This is a genomic window from Psychromonas hadalis ATCC BAA-638, assembly GCF_000420245.1.
Classification (GTDB): Bacteria; Pseudomonadota; Gammaproteobacteria; order Enterobacterales; family Psychromonadaceae; genus Psychromonas; species Psychromonas hadalis.
The window spans coordinates 12,110-35,241 of the sequence record NZ_ATUO01000020.1 but is presented as its reverse complement, the minus strand read 5'-3'; the positions used below and the strand labels follow the sequence as shown (position 1 = coordinate 35,241).

The following is a 23,132-nucleotide window of genomic DNA, read 5'->3' as shown; positions in this document are numbered from 1 at the left end:
GTTCGCTTACCATAAAGAGGTATCTAAAGAGCTTAGCTGTGACTATTATTTTGCAGATCCTTACTGCTCTTGGCAACGAGGATTAAATGAGAATACCAATGGACTTTTACGACAATATTGGCCAAAATCTACCGACTTTAAATTGGTCCACAATGAGGATGTCAGGGTGAATTTAATACAGCTGAATAATAGGCCGAGAAAGAAGCTTTTTTTTAAAACCCCGCTTCAAATGATGGCAGGACACATAACCGCACTAGTGGCGTAGCGGTTATGCACTTCAAGGTTGAATCTGCCAACTGGGGTTACTCGTAAAAATAAATTTACGAGTAACCAAAGTAACCTTTGAAATACTAGCATAGATTAAAATAACATTAGATTAACAATTGAAATTTGTATCTTTCCTTATTGAAATAATTAAAAAATAATTGGGATAAGATTTAAATCAAATGACTGCCTATAATTTGTTCAAATTAGTACGTGGTTACAGTCGTGATCATCGTCCAGAATTAAATCAAGTAGTCATTAATTTGATCACCGAAAAAAAAGCAGAGATCCCTGTTTACATGCAAGCAACGAGCGGTAACATCAATGATAATGAAGGCTTTAAAAATAGAGTAAAAAACCACTTAAGTAGCCTCAATGCAGCTCAACAGCGTAGCCATTTTATTGGTGATGCAGCCTTATATACAGCAGAAACTATCCAATCACTTGATGGACAAGGTCAGCTATTTATATCTCGCGCACCACAAAAACTAAAATCAGTAAAACTGGTAATTGCAGCTCAAGAAAATTTTCAAATACTCAGGCAAGTTTCAAAACCCACTACATCAAAACGACAAACACACCCAGACATTAGCTAGTTGTTTGGCGTTATCAAATGATCAGGTTTACTCTGTCGTTGTGTTTATTGGCGACTGCACTTTCAAAACTAAGATGCCTGACAACGTCATTTATGCACGTGGTTGTTTGCAATACATCAAAACTAAACAACAGATTCATTTCACTGCAGCGCAAGTTAGTGAAATTACAACTGCCATTGAAGCCGGCGATTAGCAAATAACTTGAAAACCAATTTTGCGCATAATCAGCATGTGAACAAGATCGTTGAAACTAAGGCTGAAATTGTTACCCCAAAGAGAGAAGAGTGCGGTGATCAGTCTGCCCTAAAGGTGATTCCGAAATAATTTAAAGAGAAGCTAAAATAGGTAAAAATACAGCTAACCAATTTTTTGGATATACTCACTCTCCACAATGTTGAAAAGTGTTTAACGCGAATTGAATAACTGTAAATTGATCAAATAGCTTGTTTGTCATCTAACGCCAAAAATGTACTTTTGGGGCGTTAGATGCTGATACTAAGTCGCAAAGGAGCACAAAGTACCCGAGAAAGTATCACATAAATAACGCTGAAAGCATGCTCAGAATCACTCAACCACTACTGGTTTTGATTGAAAATATTATCTATGATGACATAGAAACAACTCGGTCTCGTATCACGTCATAACTCCAATTGTAGATAATCGCATAGACCAGAAAGAAAACAACCACACCGAGGTCCAAGATAAACGCAGTCCAAAGGTCTACCTGCATCACCCACATTATCAATGGTAGTGTGGTAATTATCATGCCTAATTCAAAACCTAAGCCATGTCCTAAACGCATTTTAAATGAACGTTTAATACGATTAGTGCCGAATACACGATCAAAAAATAAGTTGTAGATATAATTCCAACACATCGCAATTAATGATAATACGAGCGCCAAACCTGTCATTGTTTTTAAGCCATTTTCGGTAAACGAGATAGCGACAGAAATCATAATGCCTAGCGCAATGGCTTCGAATATTAAGCTATGTAAAATACGTTCTTTTATGTCCATAATCAGTCTCTGTTTAGTTGTTTAGTTGTTCTTGAGCGTTATAATAATCATTAATTGTGAAGTAAGGTAGTTAGTTACTATCAGGAAAAGTGATATGTATAATTTAGAACACCTACGGATGTTTGTTGAGTCGGCACAATCTGGTTCATTCTCAGCATGTGCTCGTAAATTAGGCAAGGTGCAGTCGGCAGTCAGTCAAGGGATTGCAAATCTTGAGATTGAGCTCAATACGACATTGTTTGATCGATCGACTCGTAAGCCCTCATTAACGCCACAGGGTGAGAGGTTATTACCCTTTGCACGCTCAGTTCTACAATAGACTTATGAGTTAGACAGTATTGCTAATGCTTTAAACTTATCCCATGAAACACAAATAAGGCTTGCAGTGGATGATGCTTTGCTACCTAGTCTGACCAGTATTTTAACTGTTTTTTCCAGCAGGTTTCCTGCAACAATGTTAGAGCTTTGTGCTGTTACAACCTCAGATGTATTAAGTTTAGTGCATACCGGTAGTGCAGATTTAGGGCTAATGTTTTGCAACAATGAATTTCCGCAAGGAGTAGATTTATGTTATGTAGGTAGTTTGCCATTTAATGGTGTTGTTAGCCCAACACATCCGTTGGCAAAACTTGATGTCGTCACTGCAACAGAATTAATTCCACACCGCCAATTGTTAATCCGAGATATTGAAGGCCAAGCCTTGCCACACTGTCCTATCCTTTCTCCACATGTATGGTGGGGTAATAACTTTAATACAATTAATGCAATGGTCAAAGAAGGGCTTGGATGGAGCTTCATTCCTGCCCATATGGCAGAACAATATGTGCATCAAAATGAGATGGTGATAATGAACCTGAGCTTTGATCATAAACCATGGCAAGTACCAATTGATCGTGTGATGGCAAAACAACAAGCGAGAGGGCCTGCCTTGAGTTGGCTAGCGGATGCCATTACCCATTTATGGAATGAGTAATACTGAACATGGGCTTTTTTATGATCAGCTGGTTTTTCTTTAACGTAACAAAAACATTATTATAAATTACCGCAGAGTTGGCATAAGCGCCACCAAAGGTGGATAGATCTCTCCCATCACTGCATCGGCACTGTTATTTCGAAATGCCAACGGAATATGACCTATTTCGGGATAAGTACATGTCCCGTAGCTGAAATTATATCTATTTCAATACTTCTATTCTGTTTTTAAAAAATATATGGGGGTATATCTAAACTAAAGGCCAGGATCACGTCATTGTCGTCAGCATTGGCAAGCAATCCCGCTTATATACACCACATCCTTTGTATTTAGATTCAGCCGTGTATCGAGCGCTGTTTGATCACCAAATGGAGAGTAGGTTAATAGAAAATATACGAGCAAGTGTAAACCGCGAAATGGTTATTGGCAGTGTTAAATTTAAGGAAGAAATTGAGATACTAATCAGATCGATCTATGCAATCTAAGAAAAAAGGGCGCCAAATCGGATGGCGAAAGAAGAAAGTTTAAATTTAACTTGACCCTATTTATCACCATATGATACTTGGTATTGAGTTGCTGTGCTTATGATCAAAAAAAGGTGATTTTATTATTCCATATGACACGGGACACTGAAACTTCCTCATATTAACTTACAATGTTCGCCATTACACCATGGTGGTGTTACACACGTTATGTAAATTTTCTACAACAGGTAAGTTATATGAAACCCACTCTTTTACAACGATTATTAAATGGTAGTTTAGTACTACAAATTGTTATTGGTATTGTCGCCGGTATTTTACTCGCGTCATTTTCTCCAGAGACCGCTTTGTCTCTCTCCTTTTTGGGAAGTTTATTTGTTAGTGCCTTAAAAGCCGTTGCTCCAATCTTAGTTTTTGTACTGGTGGCTTCATCCATCGCGAATCAGAAAAAAGGCACACATACTAACCTTAAACCGGTTATCCACCTTTATCTAATCGGCACGCTGCTAGCGGCAACAACAGCGGTAATTGTGAGTGTGCTATTTCCAACAACACTACTATTGACCGCAACAGATATTCAAGCAACACCACCAGAGGGTATTCTTGAAGTATTAAATGCACTGCTCTTTAAAATAGTTGATAATCCAATTAATGCACTCGTTACTGGTAACTTCATCGGTATTTTAGCATGGGCAATTGGATTGGGTTTTACCCTTCAACATGCCAATGAAAGCACTAAAAATGTGTTACATGATATCTCTAACGGTATTACTAAAATTGTTCATATGGTGATCCGCTTTGCACCGATTGGTATTTTTGGTTTAGTTGCTCAAGCGATTGCAGAAACAGGGTTTTCAGCATTGCTTGGCTACTCACAGCTGTTATTGGTTTTAGTGGGCTGCATGGTGATCATCGCATTAGTCATCAATCCCGCACTGGTTTATTTCAAACTACGCACCAACCCTTACCCATTAGTTTTCCAATGTTTACGTGAATCAGGTGTGACCGCCTTCTTCACACGTAGCTCAGCTGCCAATATTCCTGTCAATATGGAACTGTGTAAGAAGTTAAACTTACATGAAGATACTTACTCCGTTTCTATTCCTCTGGGTGCCACCATCAATATGGCAGGTGCGTCAATCACTATCACGGTATTAACACTGGCCGCGGTACATACTTTGGGTATTGAGTTTGATATCGCAACGGCTATTTTACTCAGTGTCGTGGCGGCGGTTTCTGCCTGTGGTGCTTCAGGTGTTGCAGGTGGTTCACTATTACTTATTCCATTGGCGTGTAGTCTGTTTGGTGTACCTAATGAGGTAGCGATGCAAGTCGTTGCGATTGGTTTCATTATTGGTGTGGTACAGGATTCAGCAGAAACGGCATTAAACAGCTCAACAGATGTGTTGTTTACCGCAACGGCTTGTCGTGCAGAAGAGCTAAAAAATACACAGCTAACAGCTAACAGCTAAATTATTACTTTCCGGCTCGGATAAATCCTCCGAGCCCTTTTCTATCCATGTAGTTTATAAAAATAGCACGGATCTCCTTGCCACTACTTGCCTCCAATGCAAGCTCGATACAGTTTTCTAGCTCTTTTTTGGGCAACGCATTAATTAAATATTTAATCTTATCCATGTTATTGGCATTCATGCTTAACTTGTTATATCCCAAACCCAATAAAATCAGAGAGCCGATAGGATCGCCCGCAAGCTCACCGCAAATACTCACTTCTAGTTTATAACGTAGCGCATTGTCGATAATCAGTTTTAAACATTGTAAAACCGCTGGATGATAACTATCAAATAGTTGAGAAACGCGACTATTATTGCGATCAACCGCAAGCAGATATTGGATTAAATCGTTACTACCAATAGAGATAAAGTCAACTTGTGATGCCAGCTCTCTGATAATAAAAATGGAGGAAGGTACCTCAATCATCACCCCAATATGTGGCATTGGAAAAGCATCGGCAGCTAACATTAACTCATACTTCACCTCATTCCATGCTTGATGAATCAATATTTTCGCTTCCATCACCTCATCAATGGCACTGATCATCGGTAACATAATACGTAAATTTTGAGTATGCCTATTCGCTTTTAACATGGCACGAATTTGCACTAAAAATATTTCAGGATGATCGAGGGTTAAACGAATTCCTCGCCAACCTAAAAAGGGGTTATCTTCCACAATCGGAAAATAACTGAGCTGTTTATCTCCACCAACGTCTAAAGTACGCATGGTGACGGGCAATTGCTGGTATTGCTCTAATAGCGTTTGATAAGTGCTTATCTGCTCTAATTCAGTAGGAAACGCATCGGTCAGCATAAAAGGTAATTCACTGCGATATAAACCAATGCCATCAAACTGCCCCGCTACCGCGCCATGTTGATTGGCATTAAGACCGGTATTTAGCAAAATATCAACCTTAAAACCATCCTGCGTAACGGCTTCTTTATGTACATCTGATGCCACTAAATTTTTTAGATCTTCCTCTTCATTAAGCAACTGTTGATAATGCTTCAATAGCGAACTATCGGGAAATAGCACCATCGATCCTGCATAACCATCAACAATAAGTAACTGTGCATTCAAATTGCTTAATGAAAGTGACACGCCCATTACTGCTGGCACCCCGAGCGCACGCGCTAAAATAGCAACATGCGAACTGATCCCACCACGCACCGAAACAATACCTTGCAAATTTTCCTTAGGAATACTTGCTAACATCGATAACGTTACCTCGTTAGCCACTAAAATCAGCTTATCAGGCAACTCAATATTATCGTCAACCTGTTGAGCAAGGTGGTACAAAAGTCGTTGAGCAACATCACGGATATCACTTGCACGCTCACTGAGATAACTATCACTCATCGCTTCAAACTGTTTAATATAAGATTCAGCGACCACTTTAATGGCACTTGAAGCACTCAGATGCGCCTCATTAATCTGTCCACGAATGGTGTTTAAAAAAGTTTTATCTTTTAAGACATGCGAATAAATATCAAACATCGCAAAGGCTTCTTTAGAAAGTTGCTCTTTTAGGGTTAACGCCATATTCGAGAACTCATCACTGCATTTTGTCACCATCATCTCAAACAGTAAAATATCTTTAGCAGGTGATGAACTCTTCTCTATTTTTACCGCATCCAGCGTGAAAATAGGACGTACAACATAAGCGGGCGCAATCGCAATGCCCGAGCTGGCAGGACAACCTTGCAGATGCATCGCACTACCGGGTTGTAAGTGGTCATTAATCTCTAAGCATAACCCTGAATTTCCTAACACGCTTGCTAAATGCATCGCAAGCGTCACTAAAAAAGACTCTTCAAGCTCACTAAAAAACCGCGGACTTTTTTGCTGTGCCACTAACACCCCTAATACTTGGCGTTTGTGAATAATTGGCGTGCCTAAAAAGGAGTTAAAGTTATCCTCTTGGCTTCCTGGCAGGTATTTGTAGTGTGGATGCTCAGTAATATTCGCGAGGTTTAAGGGTTCCCCTTTTTGATGGATTAAACCAACAATTCCCTCGCCAAATTTAAGATAATGCGATAGCGGTGTTTGATTTGATAAACCTTCACTGGCCATTAAATTTAATTTTTGTGCTTGATCATCCGTGAGGTAAATAGAACAACAATCCACCTCCATTACCCGTTTGGTTTGTTGCACCAAAATATCCATCGCCACGGTTAAGTTTTTTGCTTCTCCAACCTGCTCTACAATCTGGCGCAACTGACTTAACATGAACAACCCTTTTAATTAGTTACTCTTATAATGTGAACGACGATGGCGTTTATTTCTCTTTTTCTCACTGTTACTTTTCATCAATGCAAAAGCGATGGCAGAGAACTCTTTTAATGCTTTACGGTACACCTCACGCTTAAATGACACCACTTGGCGTACAGGATACCAATAGGTTACCCAGCGCCAATCATCAAATTCTGGATGCCCGCAAGCCTCAAACTCAATTTGCTCGTCATCACCTATCAATTGTAATAAAAACCAACGCTGTTTCTGGCCAATGCATATCGGCTCAGGAGAATCCCAGCGCACTAAACGCTTAGGTAATTTATAGCGCAACCACGAACGCGTTGTTGCTAATAATTTAACATGCTCAGGTTTAAGACCAACTTCTTCATATAACTCTCGATACATCGCTTGCTCTGGCGTTTCACCCTCTTTAATTCCCCCTTGAGGAAATTGCCATGAGTGTTGCCCGTATCGTTTCGCCCACAAAACTTGACCATTCTTATTACAAATGACGATACCTACATTTGGACGATAACCGTCAGTATCTATCACTAAAAACACCTTTAAGGTTGGACCCTTACCCGCTATTTATTGTTTTAGGTAAGGTTAATAGTCGCGTAATTACGCGCATATAAATTGAAATAATAAGGTATTCTTTCACAGAAGTAGTGAGCCATCAAATTGATAGTGATAAAAGTGTTAGATATCCACGAAAACTGTGTATAAGTTTGTGTATAATGATCTTCTCTTATTTAAAAAGATCTTTAAATAAAGAATCAAGATCTTTATTAAGTTTATTTTTTATTATTTAATTTGTTTATTATCATTCGGTTAAAGGTAGATATTAAATAAAAAACATTAATAACTGTAATTATACCCAGCAGTAATAGTTCACAAACTTATGTGAATATCTCTATAGTTTAAAAAACAATCATTTCAACTTATCGCCTGAACTTTTGCTTTATTATTAGACAAAATACACGTTTTTTTACAAAATAGTACTGATTTAATTTAACACTTACTCAAACAAAGCTATTTATTGAGTTACCCACAAAAAAAGTGGATAACTCTGTGCAATATGCGTGTAGATAGCTTGATAAAGTACTGAATAACATTGAAACTAACCTTCTATTTAATCAAATAAAAGAGCCTCCATGATCTCAACACCTGCATCTACCAGTGAATTACTCACATTATGTGAAAATATTGCTGGTCACTCACTGCAAGAGCTTGCTGCATTAGCGGGTATTAAGATGGCGAAAGATCTACGTACTAATAAAGGCTGGATTGGACAATTAATTGAATGGCATTTAGGTGCAACTGCGGGCAGCAAACCTGAGCAGGATTTTAAGCATCTAGGTATCGAGCTAAAAACAATTCCTATTGATCAGTTTGGTAAAGTAGTAGAAACCACTTTTGTTTGCTCAACGCCACTGTTAAATACGGTCGGGCTAACATGGGAAAACAGTAATATCTGCAACAAACTAAGTCAGGTTTTATGGGTTCCAGTACAGGGAGAACGATCTGTTCCCCTTGCTCAGCGCATTGTTGGTAGTGGTTTTTTATGGTCCGCTTCCAAACAACAGGCACAACAATTAAAAGATGATTGGCATGAATTAATGGATAAAATAGCCCTTGGAGAGATTGAATCGATCAGCGCACGAGATGGTGAGGTGTTGCAACTTCGCCCCAAAGCGGCTAATGGTCGCTGTCTAACCGAGGCTTATGGGAAAAATGGCGATATTATCAAAGTACGCCCACGTGGTTTTTATCTAAAAAAAGGCTTTACACAATCTATCATTAATCAACAATTTGATCTTTAATAAAAAAACATCAAGTGTGTCTAGAATTTAACCATCATTTACAGTAAATTAGCACTACTGTCCTTATCACCTTTATGAGCCAATAATCATGACCATCAAAAAACAACCATTAAAGTCTAAACCTGAAATTAAAATAACCTTTGAAGTTGAAAAGAAAGATGCCCAAGGCGCGGTAAATATTAATCTGCTTTCAGAGCATAACCAATGGCAAGCCATTGCTTTTAAACAGCTTAAAAGCGGTAAATTCAAACTCGCAATCAATCTTCCAACAAAATCAGCGTCTAGCTTTCAATATATTTTTCAAGCGACAAATACAGACAATCAACAAATAATGTTACTGCCCACTGATGCTGACGGTTATGTTGATAATGGCATGAATGATGGTGGTAAAAATGCACTATTGAAAATAAGCTAAGCGACTTTTTCAATTAACTTTTTCTCTTTGGAAGTGCTACGTGACTGCGCCATGTCGCTAGGCGCAACTAACGTTTCACTTCCGAATTTAACCTCTTACCTTTACACCTCATATTTACTGCGGTCACCTAAATCAAAGTGCAACGGCATGTTGATTTTTCGCCATGCCATATACAGATACAACAGCGATGATAATAACAAAGTACCTGTAGCCAACTGATTTAACGACAAAATAATCAGTAACCACGAGATAATTAATAAAATAGGAATCGCTTTTAAAATCGTTAATGAGAAACAGAAACTCTCTTTATACGCCAAGCCTGAAAAAGTGATAATAAACGCCCCTAAACTCAAGTAACTCGTCCAAGCACCTGTAGTAATAAAAGCGACAGTTAGCATCCAAAGGCCAAACCAACTGGCATTAACTAAAAACCAACGCACCACTTTGCTATAGATATGCAATGAGCTTGCTTGCAATAACGCACCGAGTGCTAGCACAATAAGAACACGTTTAAACCAGTGCGGATAAAACATCTGTTGTAGCGCAAGGGTAAACAAGCCTAAACCAGTCACCACCATGCCCGTACGATAAAGTATAATGCTCACTTTATCGAGTTTATCTAAATTCTCTTTAATATGGGGATCAGCCATCAATTAGCTCCTTATAATAGTCACTGTCATTATATTAGTCTCATCTCTATAATAAAAAAATGTAGGTTAAAAAAGAGACGTTAAGCAGATCCTTTCTATTAATGTATACTGTTTGCATTAACAGTGTTTATTAGGTGATAAAAATGAGCAATATAGAAATTCGTGGCGCAAAAACGCATAACTTAAAAAATATAGATCTCACTATCCCAAGAGATAAATTAGTCGTTATCACTGGGCTTTCTGGCTCAGGTAAGTCTTCACTGGCATTTGATACCTTGTATGCAGAGGGCCAGCGCCGTTATGTTGAATCGCTTTCTGCTTATGCTCGCCAATTTTTATCACTGATGGAAAAGCCCGATGTAGAGCATATTGAAGGGTTATCACCTGCTATTTCGATTGAGCAAAAGTCTACCTCGCATAATCCACGTTCCACCGTCGGCACGATCACCGAAATATACGATTACCTGCGTTTACTATTTGCACGTATTGGCGATCCGCGTTGCCCGACGCACGATGTCACCCTGAATGCACAAACCGTCAGTCAAATGGTAGACGCTATTTTAGAAAATCCACAGGGTAGCAAGATGATGTTGCTTGCGCCTATCGTTAAAGAGCGCAAAGGTGAGCATGTTAAAACCTTTGAAAGCTTAGCTGCACAAGGTTTTTTACGCGCACGTATCGATGGTGACATTTGTGATTTGAGCGATCCTCCGACATTGGAATTACATAAAAAACATACCATCGAAGTGGTGGTAGATCGCTTTAAAGTACGTGATGATCTTAAACAACGTTTAGCTGAATCAGTGGAAACCACGCTTAATCTGAGCAATGGCTCATTAGTGCTGGCATTTATGGAGGGCAATCAGGCAGAACAGTTGTTCTCTGCCAATTTCGCCTGTTCACAATGTGGCTATAGCATCACTGAATTAGAGCCACGTATTTTCTCATTCAATAACCCAGCGGGTGCATGTGAAACCTGTGACGGTTTAGGCATTGAGCAGTATTTTGATGAAAAATTGGCGGTCACGGATAAAACATTAAGTCTTGCCGATGGCGCAATTGCAGGTTGGAGTAAAAAATCTAACTACTATTTCCAACTGCTCAATGCCGTGGCAGAGCATTATGGTTTTTCAGTTAAGCTCCCTTTTCAAGATCTCAATAAAACACAGCAAAAACAAGTGCTTTACGGCAGTGGCAAAGAGAAGATCTCATTTATCTACCACAATGATCGTGGTGATAGCATGACGCGTTCACACGCTTTTGAAGGCGTGATTCCCAATCGCGCACGCCGTTATAAAGAAACCGATTCCAGTGCCATGCGTGAGTACCTTGAAAAATATATGAATCGTCAACAATGTAGCAGTTGTCATGGTTCACGCCTTAAGCAGTCATCGCGCCATGTGTTTATTAATGACGTTAATCTTCCCTATATTTCACAACTTTCGATTGCTGAAGCAGAAACATTTTTTAAAACCATCGAGCTACAGGGACAAAAAGCCCAAATAGCCGATAAAATTCTTAAAGAGATCATTGAGCGATTAAGTTTTCTAGTTAATGTAGGCCTTAATTACCTTAGTTTAGAGCGCAGTGCAGAAACCCTTTCGGGCGGTGAAGCACAACGTATTCGTTTAGCGAGTCAGATTGGTGCAGGGCTAATGGGCGTCATGTACGTTTTAGATGAACCCTCTATTGGCCTGCATCAACGCGATAATGAGCGCTTACTTAAAACGCTAACACACCTACGTGATTTGGGTAATACCGTGATTGTGGTCGAGCATGATGAAGATGCCATTCGCCAAGCCGATCACATTATTGATATTGGCCCCGGTGCGGGCATTCATGGCGGTGAAATTATTGCACAGGGTGATTATCAAACCATCTTAAAAGCTAAAAATTCATTAACTGCAGATTATTTAAGTGGCCGTAAAAAGATAGCCGTTCCAAAAGTGCGTACCCCACTTACCGATAAATGGCTAAAACTCAGTGGCGCAACAGGCAACAACTTAAAAACAGTAAACCTTGAGATTCCCATCGGTGTTATTACTTGTGTGACTGGTGTTTCAGGCTCAGGTAAATCTACCCTGATCAACGATACCCTATTTCCACTGGCACAAACTAAACTGAATAAAGCCACCACTAATAAACCCTCTCCTTACAAAAAAATAACCGGTTTATCACACCTAGACAAAGTGGTCGATATCAACCAAAGCCCGATAGGACGTACACCACGTTCCAATCCAGCCACTTACACGGGCATATTTACTCCCATTCGAGAGCTGTTTGCCGCCACCGCAGAGTCACGTGCGCGTGGTTATAAACCGGGTCGCTTCAGCTTTAATGTCAAAGGTGGGCGCTGTGAAGCCTGTCAGGGTGACGGGGTCATCAAAGTTGAGATGCATTTTTTACCCGATGTTTATGTGCCTTGTGATACCTGTAAAAGCAAACGTTATAACCGTGAAACTCTGTCGGTCAAATACAAAGGCAAAAACATCCATGAAATATTAGACATGACCGTTGAAGATGCGTTTACCTTTTTTGAAGTTGTGCCGGTGATTTCCCGTAAATTAAAAACATTAATGGATGTGGGTCTTTCCTATATTCGTTTAGGACAAGCAGCGACCACCCTTTCTGGCGGAGAAGCACAGCGCGTTAAACTGGCAAAAGAGTTATCAAAACGTGATACAGGTAAAACCCTGTATATTCTTGATGAGCCAACCACAGGATTACACTTCCATGATATTGCTCAGTTATTAAAAGTCATTCATACTCTGCGCGATCATGGTAATACCATTATTATTATCGAGCATAATTTAGATGTCGTTAAAACCGCCGATTGGATTGTCGACTTAGGCCCAGAGGGTGGTAATGGAGGCGGTGAAATTATCGCCACAGGCCGCCCCGAAGCCGTTGCTGAGGTTAAAGGCAGTTATACAGGACAGTTTTTAAAAGCAATGTTAAATAAAAATAGCGAGAACAACTAAAGCAACATTGGGGACAGGGCTTCTTTCATTGTGTATTGCACAAAGCGAAAGCCTTGACCCCGTATAATACCATTCCGCTTAATATAATGAGCAGGTTTTACGCAGGGTAAATGACTAAGGTCAAGGCGCATGATGAGTAATAAGCAAAACGGTCATTTGTTTTGTACTGCGTACTGTTTGACGAAGTCAAATAGTGCAGCCGGCTATTGCGATTGAATGCAACGCAGATATTAGTCATTTAAACCAGTAAAAACGATCAGTTACTTAGGCGGATTGGTATTATATAAGCAACCATCGGAAACAGGACTTTAATCCTGCATTAATTTTGTGGAAATAAAAAACCGCAAGTTCATTGAAATGCAAAAAAACATCTAAACGTTAGTATTAATCCCGTTATAAACATGGAAATAAACAACAGAATGGATATTCAGCAAAAACTAAAAACCTCCTTTTTAATCACCTTCGCACTGTTAATGGGGTTAGGCGCACATTACTTTCAGCATAACCAAGGAGGCAGTGGTTTAGAGCTTGCGCAAAATAATGTGGTGTGGATATTCTTTTCTGCGTTAATTGGCATCGGATTATGGAAAATAACCGAAGCACAAAAAATATTCTACTCTCGATTCACAATCATTTTTTTAATCGCTTTTTTACTGTTTTTAATCCCTCTTTTTTACCCCAATAACACCCTAGCAGAGCAAAGCTATACCCGTTTATTAGGGCTATTTGCAGGGTTTTTACTGTTTGTCAGCCTACAACAGATGCGCTTCAGCGCCAAATTTATACCACGCCTGTTACTACTCATTGTCCTCGCAGGTTTTCTACAAGCTTGTTATAGCTTGATGCAAGACTACCTATTACCTGCTGATAATATTTTTGGTTACAACGTAGGTTATGGTCGCCCTTATGGCATATTCCAACAACCTAATGTATTGGCCTCTTTTATGGCAACCACACTCATTTTAGCGGGTTATCTACTACAAAAAATAGCGTGTAAAAAAACACAGGCTTTCCTACTTATTACTGTACTGCTGAATATGTGGGTGATCACTATTACCATGTCCCGTACAGGATATTTAGGTATCATGATAGCCTTGTTATTGCTATCTCCTTGGGCGTATCAGCAACATAAAAAACGCTTTACCATTTTTATTTTAACGCTACTACTTGCCATTGGACTTGCTTCTTTGAAAGGCGATGCACTTGGCACCCGTAGCATGGATAACTTAAAGGAGGGTGGTGCACGTATTGGAATGTATTTACATAGTGTGCATATGATCGAAGAGAAACCACTGATCGGTTACGGCTATGGGAGCTTTGAAAAGAGTTACCTTGTGACTCATGCAGAGCGTGTAAAAAAGGGTGAACTACCTCCAGAGTCGCAACACTTAACACACCCACATAACGACACCCTTTTCTGGGCTGTTGAGGGGGGGATTGTTCCAATTTTTGCGCTACTACTTTTAATTATTAGTTTTTTAATGTTGTTGAGAGCCTTTAAATTAACCCACGCATTCGCACTACTGGCACTGGTTATTCCCATCGCATTACATACACAAACAGAGTACCCTCTGTACCACTCTGCCCTACATTGGTTAGTGTTAATTGTATTGATCTTTTACATTGATAATGAATCAGAAACAATGCAAGCTCAGCAGTTCCGCCCCACTTTTGCGCTGCGCATCTTTGCACTGTTAATCCCCATTTTTGCAACACTATTTATGGTCTCTAATCTCTATACCATCTCGAAAATAACCGAGTATGAGCGCAGTAAAAATCCTGATATAAAATTATTAATGGATATTGTCAATCCACTGGTTTTTCAAGATAGATTTGATTTCCATTTCAGTTATTTCCGTTTATCTATTGCTATACAACTCAATAATCCTAAAGAGATACAAGCAGTTATAGATTGGACAGAAAAAACGTTAGAAAAAACACCAAAATCGTTCTTTTATATTATTCTTTATATAGCTTACAAACATAATAATCAGCCTGAAAAAGCACAGCAGTTGCTTGAGTATGCACGTTACCTCTACCCTACAGATGGGCAGTTAGCCAATATAGATAAACAACTAGAGTCTCAAGCACAGAAAACGTTAAGTAACGCGCAATCCACAGCCCAAGCGACGGATTAAATAATGAAACGATTACCTATTTATAAAGTAGTTAACATTATCCCCACACTCCTTATTGGCTTTTTGCTAATAGACTTTTTACTCGTTAATAAAGTGTGGGCTGATATTTATATCTATATTGATAAAAAAGGTAATCAACACTTTGCCGAGCGCAAAGTGAATAGTGACTATCGCCTATTATTGCGTAGTGAAACGAATAAAGCACCCGCTACCTTTAAAAACTGGAAAGAGAAAAGTTACACAAATATTGCTGTGCCGCGCAATAAAACATTGCAAAATAAGTACCACCCTATCATTGTAAATGCAGCCAATAAATATCATCTTGAGCCTGAATTTTTGCATGCGGTGATCACGGCAGAATCAAGTTATCGACGCACAGCAATCTCCTCAGCAGGGGCGAAAGGATTGATGCAGTTGATGCCTGTTACTGCAAAACGATTTGGTGTCGACGACCCTTTTGATCCCAAACAGAGTATTCATGCAGGCGCACTGTACTTGAAAAAGTTACTTAGAGAGTTTAAAACTAAAGAGTTAGCACTGGCAGCTTATAATGCGGGTGAGGGGACGGTTAGACGTTATAAACACCAAATCCCACCCTACCCAGAAACCCAAAAGTATGTAAAAAAAGTGCTCGGGTTTTACTGGTATTATAAAGATAATATGTAGTTAAAAACTAATCGCCCTACGTGGTTTTTTACCCTTCAGGCTTGGTTCTTTTTTCTGAGATTCTGTGCGCGCTTTACTTTTTGCTAAAGGTTCTTCCACTATCTCATAATCTTCTGTTTCGCCAATAATTGCGATTTGTAGGTATTGCTCATTAAAGTAGATCAAATCACCCGCGACAATTTTTTTGCGTTTTTGGGTTTCAACTTCACCATTTAAAGTGACATACCCCTCTGCGATGGCTATTTTAGCTTCGCCTCCCCCCGAAACTAAATTGGCGATTTTTAGTATTTTGTAAAGTGCGGTAGGCTCTTCTCTAATTTCAACTAATGTTGCGTAAACTTGTTGTTCTTCAGACATCTATTTTCTCTCTTATGATCCCGTTAAGCTATGATCCCAGTCCTTCCAGACAACTTCATAACCTTGTGATTTAACTAAGTCTGCCATCTGAGCGGGAGAGCGTTCATCACTGATTTCAAACTGCTCTAGTGCTTGCTCTGCTGTTTCTGCATAACCACCGGGTTGCGTACTTGAGCCTGCGCTTAACGTGGTGATACCTAAGGGTAACACGTTGTTTCTAAAATGCTCAGATTCACGTGTTGAAAGTGAAAGTTCCACTTCTGGGTTAAACAAACGATAGGCACAAATAAGTTGCACGAGCTGTTTATCATCCATCACCGATTTTATCTCCATGCCACCTTCACAAGGGCGCAGACGTGGAAAGGAGATAGTATAACGACTTTTCCAGTATTTTTTCTCTAAGTAACTAAGGTGCGCGGCCACATAAAAACAATCGGTACGCCACTCTTCCAAACCAATTAAGCAACCTAATCCCATTTTATGAATACCCGCAGCACCCAGTCTGTCGTGGGTATCTAAACGATACTTAAAATCAGACTTTTTACCTTTCAGGTGATGTTCTGCATAGGTAACAGGGTGATATGTTTCTTGATAAACTAAAACAGAATCAACGCCATAGGGAATTAACTGTTGATATTCATGTTGATCAAGAGGTTGTATTTCGATAGTAATATGAGAAAAATGTTTTTTAATAATAGGTAATATTTTCTTAAAATATTCAACACCTACTTTACGCTCAGATTCACCTGTTACTAATAGGATATGTTCAAAACCCATCTTTCTAATCGCAAGACACTCTGCCTCTATCTCTTGCTCATCCAATGTTTTACGACGGATAGCATTATGCATTGAGAATCCGCAATAGGTGCAGATATTACTGCACATGTTAGAAAGATACAGCGGGATATAAAATTGTTGGGTTTTACCAAAACGTTGCAGGGTTAATTGCTGTGATTTTTGCGCCATCTGCTCTAAAAAAGGCGCAGCAGCAGGTGAGACCAAGGCTTTAAAGTCTTCGAGATCTAAGCGCGATTTAGTCAATGCACGCTTTACATCTTGTGCTGTTTTACTGTAAATCGAGAGACGCACGTCGTCCCACTGATAGTTTTTTATCTGTTCACTGAAAGTCATTATTTTTCCATTTAAAAAACGCAAAGCCAAAACCTCACTCGGAAGTGGAAGCAAATTGAACGCCAGTTCAGTCTTATGAGCGGGTAAGCTCTGCGAACCCTTTTTTCAGTCCTGCCCTGTTTTTATTTAAAAACTAAAAGGCGCAACTAAAGCTGCACTTCCAAAACAAAAGTCAAAACACGCAAGGCTAAAGCCTCACCTCCGATAAATCTATTATTATCCAGCTTCTAAAAACGCAGTTAATGGACTTGATGCGATTGCGACTTGGCTTTGCCCACCGAGTCCTGCTAAATAAGCTTCTCGACCCGCTTGTACCGCTTTTGCAAAAGCACCACTCATTGCAATGGGATCGTCCGCTACGGCCATTGCCGTATTCACTAATACGGCATCAGCGCCCATCTCCATTGCTAATGCCGCGTGTGATGGCGCGCCAAGACCGGCATCAACGATGACGGGGATATTTGCTTGTTCAATAATAATTTCTAAGAACTCTGCAGTTTTAATGCCTTTGTTTGAGCCAATTGGCGCGCCCAGTGGCATCACAGCAGCGCAGCCTGCCGCCTCTAAATGTTTACACAAAACAGGATCTGCATGCACATAAGGCAGAACCACAAAACCCTTGTTTGCTAATGTTTCAGCGGCTTTTAATGTTTCAATAGGATCGGGCAGTAAATATTTAGGGTCGGGATGAATCTCCAATTTTATCCAATTGGTTTGCAACGCTTCACGAGCAAGCTCTGCTGCAAATATCGCTTCTTTGGCATTACGCGCACCTGAGGTATTCGGCAGTAGATTCATGCCATTTTTAATCAATGGCGCGAGAATATCATCCTCTTTATGTTGCATATCAATGCGTTTTAGCGCCATTGTTACTAGCTCAGAGCCTGATGCTTGTAGCGCCGCCACCATGGTTTTCTGATCGTTAAATTTTCCCGTCCCGGTAAATAGGCGTGAATTAAATGCTTTTCCTGCAATCACTAGCTGATCATGATTCATCTGCCTAACCTCCTGCAATGGCTTGGAATAAAGAGACTTGATCGTTCTCTTTAAGTTGATAATGAGCCCATTCGCTACGACTGATTATCTTCTGATTAACGGCAATTGCACTGCCTTTTAATGGGCTATCTAAGCGCACTAATAGTTGTTCAATATTGCTTTTTTCATCGATCTCTATCGATTGTTCATTAATATCTATTTTCACTTTTTATTTCCACATACGCTGCAATTGGCATCTTTATTAATGGCAAAGGTTTGCCACTCTAAGGTTTTGCCATCAAACAGTTTTAATTTATTTTTTATACCAGAAGGTAATCCAGTAATGTGTTTTATCGCTTCTAATGCTTGCATGGTACCAATCGTACCCACCACAGGGCCTAACACACCTGAGTTACTGCAATTTAAAGTTTGTTCTTCACTGTCAGGAAATAAGCAGTGGTAACAAGCCGCATCTGGCTGACTATGATCAAAGAACATCAACTGCCCCTCAAAACGGATAGCAGCACCGACAATTAATGGAACTTTAGCTTCCACACAAGCAGCATTGATCATCTGACGACTGGCCATATTATCGGTGCAATCTAACACCAAATTAACCATCATCAGCTCCATCAAAAGTTGCTCTCTATCCATCTCACGATTAATACTGCGCACACGAATTTCAGGATTAAGTGCTTCCAGCCGATGTTTCATTAATGCGACTTTGTCGCCACCAATATCACCGGTGGCATAAGCAATTTGTCGTTGCAAGTTACTCACTTCTAAACAATCAAAGTCAGCAATCACTAACGAGCCAACACCTGCCGCGGCTAAATAAAGCGCTGCAGGAGAGCCTAACCCACCCATGCCGATAATCAGTACTTTGCCTTTTTTAAGATCTTTTTGGCCTAGCTCGCCAACATCCTCTAATAAAAGATGTCGGCTGTAACGTAACATTTCAGCATCAGTTAACATGGTATTTCCCTCATTAATTATTTGCTTAAATTCAGTGATAACATCGTGACAACCCTTTATGAATGTCACATTTCAGCATCAGTTAACATGGTGTTTTCCTAATTCATTATTTGATTAAATTTTTCGATAACATCGTGACAACCCTTTATGAACGTCACATTTCAGCATCAGTTAACATGGTATTTTCTTGATTCATTATTTGCTTAAATTCAGTGATCACAGATTCATAATCATCAGCAAGGGTGATAGCAGTCACGACGGCAATACTGCCGACCCCTGTTTTATAAACATCAGGCGCGCGTTGTAAATTAATACCACCAATAGCAACGGTTGCAGTATCACTGAGCAGTGAGGCATATTTTGCCAAACGTGTTAAACCTTGTGGATCGCTAGGCATCTCTTTGGTTTGAGTCTCAAAAATATGCCCCAATGCGATGTAACTTGGCTTTAATAACTTAGCACGTAATATCTCGTAATAACCGTGAGTGCTCAGTCCCAAACGCAGACCTGACTCCGCAATTAAACCTAAGTCTGCCACATCCATATCTTCTTGACCCAGATGTACGCCGTAAGCTTGATGTTTAATCGCCAGTTGCCAGTAATCATTGATAAACAGTCGTGCATTATATTTTTTACCCAAGGCAATGGCATCAATAATCTGCTGTTCAACTTGCTCGGGTTGTTTATCTTTAATACGCAGCTGTAATGTTTTCACGCCACACTTGAGCACTTTTTCAAGCCACTCAACCGTGTCTAAAACAGGGTATAAACCCAATTTAAGTGTGTCGCAACTTGCAAAACCTTGTCCCGCTTCGAGTGTGCCTTGTAGGTCTAATTCATAACCAATTTTAGATTCAGGTAATACCACTTCTGGAAAATCAGCTGTATTAGTTGGCCAACCAATATGTGCGATTGAACCTTCACCTTTGCCTAACTGCTTCGAGGCTTTTAAACCTTGGTTTAGATAGGCTTTAGCAATCACTAACGCATCTTCAATAAAGTAATTTTGTGCGATGGTGGCAGCTAACGCACTGGCTAATGTACAGCCTGTACCATGCGAATGTACATTTTCTAAACGCGGGCTAGTTAAGGCAATTTCTCGCTCACCATCACACCAGTAATCGATGCACTGATCTTCTAAAAAGGGCAGATGCCCTCCTTTAATCAGTACACTTTGACAGCCCATCTTTATCAGTTTTTCAGTCGCGCCTTTTAAGGACTCGCCACTAATTAGCATATGACCAGAGAGGGTAAATACCTCTTGGACATTTGGTGTCAATAGATCAACCAAGGGTAATAGTTGAGACTTAATTATCTCAATAATTCCCTCTTCACTCATCTCATCACCTGTTGAGGCTATCGCCACAGGATCGTAGATAATAAAAGGCGGTTTTTCCCATGTTGATTTGTAGTGTGCTAACTTTTCAGCAACAATTTTCACATGCTCAATGCTGGCGATAAGGCCAATTTTAATCACTTTAGCAGGCATATCAGACGCTAAGGCATCAAACTGCGCAATAAACATCTTATCGGAAACACTTTCGACTAAACTCACTGATAACGAATTCTGTGCAGTTACAGCACTGATCACGCTACAACCATCCGCGCCTAACGCCTTAAAGGTATGCAAGTCTGCCTGAATACCTGCGCCAGCACTAGAATCAGAGCTCGCTATTGTCCAAACAATGTTATTCATAATAAACCTTAAAAAATTCTATTATTACGCAAGTGGAACTTTAGTCTTGCCTTGCTTTTTAAACCAACGTCAAAACACGCAAGGCTGAAGCCTCACCTCCGTAAAACCAACGTCAAAATACGCAAAGCTAAAGCATCGCTTCCGTAAAACCAACATCAAAACACGCAAAGCTAAAGCATCGCCTCCGCAAAACACGCAAGGCTGAAGCTTCTCCTCCGATATACCTACTTTATGCTTTATCTAATACAGGTGGCTGATAAATCTCTGCGCCTGTGTCATTAAACTCTTTCGCTTTAGCCGCCATGCCCTCTTCTGCAGTCATGCCTGTTGTCATAACAATGGTTTCATCTAAGATCTTAATTGAGATTTCACCAGAATCCAACTTAGCAGTGAAATCACGCACATCTTGGGTGATTTTCATTGAGCAGAATTTAGGCCCACACATTGAGCAGAAGTGTGCCACTTTACCCGACTCTTTTGGCAAGGTTTCATCATGATATTCACGTGCGGTAACAGGGTCTAACCCTAGGTTAAATTGATCTTCCCAGCGGAATTCAAAACGTGATTTTGATAATGCGTTATCACGGATTTGTGCGCCGGGGTGGCCTTTTGCTAAATCAGCTGCGTGTGCCGCTATTTTATAAGTGATAAGACCGACTTTCACGTCATCTTTATTAGGCAGACCTAAATGCTCTTTAGGGGTTACGTAACACAGCATTGCACAACCGTACCAACCGATTTGGGCAGCACCGATACCAGAAGTAATATGATCATAACCAGGTGCGATATCTGTTGTTAATGGACCTAATGTGTAGAACGGTGCTTCAAAACAGTCTTCTAACTGCTTATCCATATTTTCTTTAATCATTTGCATTGGTACGTGACCTGGCCCTTCAATGATTACCTGCACATCGTATTCCCATGCTACTTTGGTTAATTCACCTAATATTTCTAATTCAGCAAATTGCGCTTCATCGTTCGCATCGGCAAGAGACCCTGGACGTAAACCATCACCTAATGACAACGCAACATCATACTGCTGACAAATTTCACAGATTTCACGGAAATATTCATAAGCAAAATTTTCTTTATGATAAGTCAGACACCATTTCGCCATGATTGAGCCACCACGAGAAACAATACCGGTAACACGTTTAGCCGTCATGGGTACAAAACGTAACAATACACCCGCGTGAATAGTAAAATAATCCACACCTTGCTCTGCTTGTTCAATTAACGTATCACGGAAAACGTCCCATGTGAGGTCTTCAACCACACCATTTACTTTTTCAAGCGCTTGGTAAATGGGTACAGTACCGATTGGCACTGGCGAGTTACGCATGATCCACTCGCGCGTTTCATGAATATTACGTCCCGTTGATAAATCCATTACCGTATCACCGCCCCACAGCGTTGACCAAACTAATTTTTCAACTTCTTCTTCGATTGAAGAGCTTACTGAAGAATTACCAATATTAGAGTTAACTTTGACTAAGAAGTTACGACCAATGATCATTGGCTCTAGTTCTGGGTGGTTAATGTTGGAAGGAATGATCGCGCGGCCTCTCGCCACTTCTGAACGTACAAATTCAGGGGTAATTGACGCTTGTAAATTAGCGCCATAACTATTACCAGCATGTTGAAAATGTAACGCTTCGCATTTAATACGTTCACGGCCTTGGTTTTCACGAATCGCAATGTATTCCATTTCTGGTGTAATAACACCTTGGCGAGCGTAATGAAGCTGGGTAACACACTTACCTTTTTTAGCACGTAGTGGCTTCGGTAAATTGGCAAAACGCAGATCATCTAAGCTATCATCATCTAAACGAGACTGTGCGAAGTCTGAGCTTACATTTTCTAATGTTTCAACATCATCACGCGCAGTGATCCACGATTCACGTAAACGTGGCAAACCTGCATGCACGTCAATTTTAGTATTGGGGTCTGTGTATGGGCCCGATGTATCGTAAACAGGAATTGGCTCATTTTTTTCATAAACGGGGTTTTCATCCGTGCCACCCACAAATGTATCGGTCTGATGGATTTGACGCATCGCCACTTTAATCGGGTGAATTTCACCCTTAATGAAGATTTTTTCTGAGTTTGGGTATGACTCATTATTCAAGTTTTGAATATAATCTTGCGCAGCTTGACGTGATTCACGACGTGACAAACCTGTACGTGGTGTGGTTTTAAGTGTTGAATTGACTTGTTTAGACATAGCAATCTTTACCTT

The 23,132-nt window shown here is 40.1% G+C and carries 21 protein-coding genes and 1 pseudogene; 11 read left to right on the top strand and 11 right to left on the bottom strand.

All coding sequences use genetic code 11. The annotated features are described in order from the left end of the window. From G322_RS0104355 to G322_RS24660, 3 genes and pseudogenes are all read left to right on the top strand, one after another. A partial coding sequence (locus G322_RS0104355) for an IS30 family transposase (protein WP_022940590.1) occupies positions 1 to 265 on the top strand: 265 nt, incomplete at its 5' end. 202 nt (positions 266 to 467) lie between these two features. After that, positions 468 to 794 (top strand): annotated as a pseudogene (locus tag G322_RS0104350) (transposase); the annotation flags it as partial. Continuing rightward, positions 775 to 1,053 carry a nuclease-related domain-containing protein gene (locus tag G322_RS24660; protein WP_342662410.1) on the top strand — a complete coding sequence of 93 codons (279 nt, stop codon included), beginning with the start codon at positions 775 to 777 and terminating at the stop codon, positions 1,051 to 1,053. The pseudogene G322_RS0104350 and the gene G322_RS24660, both read left to right, overlap by 20 nt. A 408-nt stretch (positions 1,054 to 1,461) precedes the next feature. Here the strand turns inward: G322_RS24660 and G322_RS0104340 are convergent, their stop codons facing one another. After that, positions 1,462 to 1,878, bottom strand: a complete 417-nt coding sequence (locus G322_RS0104340) for a PACE efflux transporter (protein ID WP_022940587.1) — start codon at positions 1,876 to 1,878, stop codon at positions 1,462 to 1,464. Positions 1,879 to 1,972: 94 nt separating this feature from the next. Here G322_RS0104340 and G322_RS23835 point away from each other — a divergent pair, with 94 nt between their 5' ends. The 3 genes from G322_RS23835 to sstT all read left to right on the top strand — a co-directional run bounded on the left by G322_RS23835 (position 1,973) and on the right by sstT (position 4,805). Continuing rightward, a complete protein-coding gene (locus tag G322_RS23835; protein WP_211217128.1) occupies positions 1,973 to 2,197 on the top strand; it encodes a LysR family transcriptional regulator in 225 nt (74 codons plus the stop codon). Between the two features lie 18 nt (positions 2,198 to 2,215). Next, positions 2,216 to 2,851 (top strand): substrate-binding domain-containing protein, encoded by a 636-nt coding sequence (locus G322_RS21625; protein WP_342662411.1) that lies wholly within the window; start codon positions 2,216 to 2,218, stop codon positions 2,849 to 2,851. A gap of 721 nt (positions 2,852 to 3,572) precedes the next feature. Continuing rightward, positions 3,573 to 4,805, top strand: coding sequence for a serine/threonine transporter SstT (sstT, locus tag G322_RS0104330; RefSeq protein ID WP_022940586.1), 1,233 nt, complete (start codon positions 3,573 to 3,575; stop codon positions 4,803 to 4,805). A gap of 4 nt (positions 4,806 to 4,809) precedes the next feature. Here sstT and ptsP read toward each other — a convergent pair whose 3' ends face one another. Beyond that, a complete protein-coding gene (gene ptsP / locus G322_RS0104325) occupies positions 4,810 to 7,080 on the bottom strand; it encodes a phosphoenolpyruvate--protein phosphotransferase (protein ID WP_022940585.1) in 2,271 nt (756 codons plus the stop codon). A gap of 15 nt (positions 7,081 to 7,095) precedes the next feature. Continuing rightward, positions 7,096 to 7,638 carry an RNA pyrophosphohydrolase gene (gene rppH / locus G322_RS0104320; protein WP_022940584.1) on the bottom strand — a complete coding sequence of 181 codons (543 nt, stop codon included), beginning with the start codon at positions 7,636 to 7,638 and terminating at the stop codon, positions 7,096 to 7,098. Between the two features lie 602 nt (positions 7,639 to 8,240). Here rppH and mutH point away from each other — a divergent pair. After that, positions 8,241 to 8,909: a DNA mismatch repair endonuclease MutH gene (gene mutH, locus G322_RS0104315; RefSeq protein WP_022940583.1), complete on the top strand. Its 669-nt coding sequence runs from the start codon at positions 8,241 to 8,243 to the stop codon at positions 8,907 to 8,909. 88 nt (positions 8,910 to 8,997) lie between these two features. Beyond that, positions 8,998 to 9,324, top strand: coding sequence for an early set domain-containing protein (locus G322_RS0104310; protein WP_022940582.1), 327 nt, complete (start codon positions 8,998 to 9,000; stop codon positions 9,322 to 9,324). A gap of 101 nt (positions 9,325 to 9,425) precedes the next feature. Here the strand turns inward: G322_RS0104310 and G322_RS0104305 are convergent, their stop codons facing one another. Further along, entirely contained in the window at positions 9,426 to 9,974 is a 549-nt protein-coding gene (locus G322_RS0104305) for a DUF2301 domain-containing membrane protein (RefSeq protein ID WP_022940581.1), read from the bottom strand. Between the two features lie 143 nt (positions 9,975 to 10,117). Between G322_RS0104305 and uvrA the strand changes: the two genes are divergently transcribed. The 3 genes from uvrA to G322_RS0104290 all read left to right on the top strand — a co-directional run bounded on the left by uvrA (position 10,118) and on the right by G322_RS0104290 (position 15,759). Beyond that, the gene (gene uvrA, locus G322_RS0104300) at positions 10,118 to 12,955 is read left to right on the top strand and encodes an excinuclease ABC subunit UvrA (protein WP_022940580.1); all 2,838 of its coding nucleotides are present in this window, start codon (positions 10,118 to 10,120) and stop codon (positions 12,953 to 12,955) included. A gap of 419 nt (positions 12,956 to 13,374) precedes the next feature. Beyond that, on the top strand, positions 13,375 to 15,093 hold the full coding sequence (locus tag G322_RS19910) for a PglL family O-oligosaccharyltransferase (protein ID WP_022940579.1): 1,719 nt from the start codon (positions 13,375 to 13,377) through the stop codon (positions 15,091 to 15,093). 3 nt (positions 15,094 to 15,096) lie between these two features. Then, the gene (locus tag G322_RS0104290) at positions 15,097 to 15,759 is read left to right on the top strand and encodes a lytic transglycosylase domain-containing protein (RefSeq protein ID WP_022940578.1); all 663 of its coding nucleotides are present in this window, start codon (positions 15,097 to 15,099) and stop codon (positions 15,757 to 15,759) included. Here G322_RS0104290 and G322_RS0104285 read toward each other — a convergent pair whose 3' ends face one another. The 7 genes from G322_RS0104285 to thiC all read right to left on the bottom strand — a co-directional run bounded on the left by G322_RS0104285 (position 15,760) and on the right by thiC (position 23,117). Beyond that, complete coding sequence (locus G322_RS0104285) at positions 15,760 to 16,116, bottom strand: RNA-binding S4 domain-containing protein (protein ID WP_022940577.1); 357 nt, start codon at positions 16,114 to 16,116, stop codon at positions 15,760 to 15,762. It abuts the gene before it with no gap. Between the two features lie 12 nt (positions 16,117 to 16,128). Continuing rightward, positions 16,129 to 17,247 (bottom strand): 2-iminoacetate synthase ThiH, encoded by a 1,119-nt coding sequence (gene thiH / locus G322_RS0104280; RefSeq protein ID WP_022940576.1) that lies wholly within the window; start codon positions 17,245 to 17,247, stop codon positions 16,129 to 16,131. Between the two features lie 216 nt (positions 17,248 to 17,463). Then, complete coding sequence (locus tag G322_RS0104275) at positions 17,464 to 18,243, bottom strand: thiazole synthase (RefSeq protein ID WP_022940575.1); 780 nt, start codon at positions 18,241 to 18,243, stop codon at positions 17,464 to 17,466. Positions 18,244 to 18,247: 4 nt separating this feature from the next. After that, a complete protein-coding gene (gene thiS, locus G322_RS0104270; RefSeq protein WP_022940574.1) occupies positions 18,248 to 18,448 on the bottom strand; it encodes a sulfur carrier protein ThiS in 201 nt (66 codons plus the stop codon). Further along, entirely contained in the window at positions 18,445 to 19,197 is a 753-nt protein-coding gene (locus G322_RS0104265; protein ID WP_022940573.1) for a HesA/MoeB/ThiF family protein, read from the bottom strand. Before G322_RS0104265 ends, thiS begins: the two co-directional genes overlap by 4 nt. A 154-nt stretch (positions 19,198 to 19,351) precedes the next feature. Further along, positions 19,352 to 20,893: a thiamine phosphate synthase gene (gene thiE, locus G322_RS0104260; RefSeq protein ID WP_022940572.1), complete on the bottom strand. Its 1,542-nt coding sequence runs from the start codon at positions 20,891 to 20,893 to the stop codon at positions 19,352 to 19,354. Positions 20,894 to 21,122: 229 nt separating this feature from the next. Next, entirely contained in the window at positions 21,123 to 23,117 is a 1,995-nt protein-coding gene (gene thiC, locus G322_RS0104255; protein ID WP_022940571.1) for a phosphomethylpyrimidine synthase ThiC, read from the bottom strand. Positions 23,118 to 23,132 lie beyond the last annotated feature (15 nt).

Coding starts and splice junctions, on each gene's coding strand:
- G322_RS0104340 (WP_022940587.1), bottom strand. CDS start 1,878: ATGGACATAAAAGAACGTATTTTACATAGCTTAATATTCGAAGCCATT.
- G322_RS23835 (WP_211217128.1), top strand. CDS start 1,973: ATGTATAATTTAGAACACCTACGGATGTTTGTTGAGTCGGCACAATCT.
- sstT (WP_022940586.1), top strand. CDS start 3,573: ATGAAACCCACTCTTTTACAACGATTATTAAATGGTAGTTTAGTACTA.
- ptsP (WP_022940585.1), bottom strand. CDS start 7,080: ATGTTAAGTCAGTTGCGCCAGATTGTAGAGCAGGTTGGAGAAGCAAAA.
- mutH (WP_022940583.1), top strand. CDS start 8,241: ATGATCTCAACACCTGCATCTACCAGTGAATTACTCACATTATGTGAA.
- G322_RS0104310 (WP_022940582.1), top strand. CDS start 8,998: ATGACCATCAAAAAACAACCATTAAAGTCTAAACCTGAAATTAAAATA.
- G322_RS0104305 (WP_022940581.1), bottom strand. CDS start 9,974: ATGGCTGATCCCCATATTAAAGAGAATTTAGATAAACTCGATAAAGTG.
- uvrA (WP_022940580.1), top strand. CDS start 10,118: ATGAGCAATATAGAAATTCGTGGCGCAAAAACGCATAACTTAAAAAAT.
- G322_RS19910 (WP_022940579.1), top strand. CDS start 13,375: ATGGATATTCAGCAAAAACTAAAAACCTCCTTTTTAATCACCTTCGCA.
- G322_RS0104290 (WP_022940578.1), top strand. CDS start 15,097: ATGAAACGATTACCTATTTATAAAGTAGTTAACATTATCCCCACACTC.
- G322_RS0104285 (WP_022940577.1), bottom strand. CDS start 16,116: ATGTCTGAAGAACAACAAGTTTACGCAACATTAGTTGAAATTAGAGAA.
- thiH (WP_022940576.1), bottom strand. CDS start 17,247: ATGACTTTCAGTGAACAGATAAAAAACTATCAGTGGGACGACGTGCGT.
- G322_RS0104275 (WP_022940575.1), bottom strand. CDS start 18,243: ATGAATCATGATCAGCTAGTGATTGCAGGAAAAGCATTTAATTCACGC.
- G322_RS0104265 (WP_022940573.1), bottom strand. CDS start 19,197: ATGTTAACTGATGCTGAAATGTTACGTTACAGCCGACATCTTTTATTA.
- thiE (WP_022940572.1), bottom strand. CDS start 20,893: ATGAATAACATTGTTTGGACAATAGCGAGCTCTGATTCTAGTGCTGGC.
- thiC (WP_022940571.1), bottom strand. CDS start 23,117: ATGTCTAAACAAGTCAATTCAACACTTAAAACCACACCACGTACAGGT.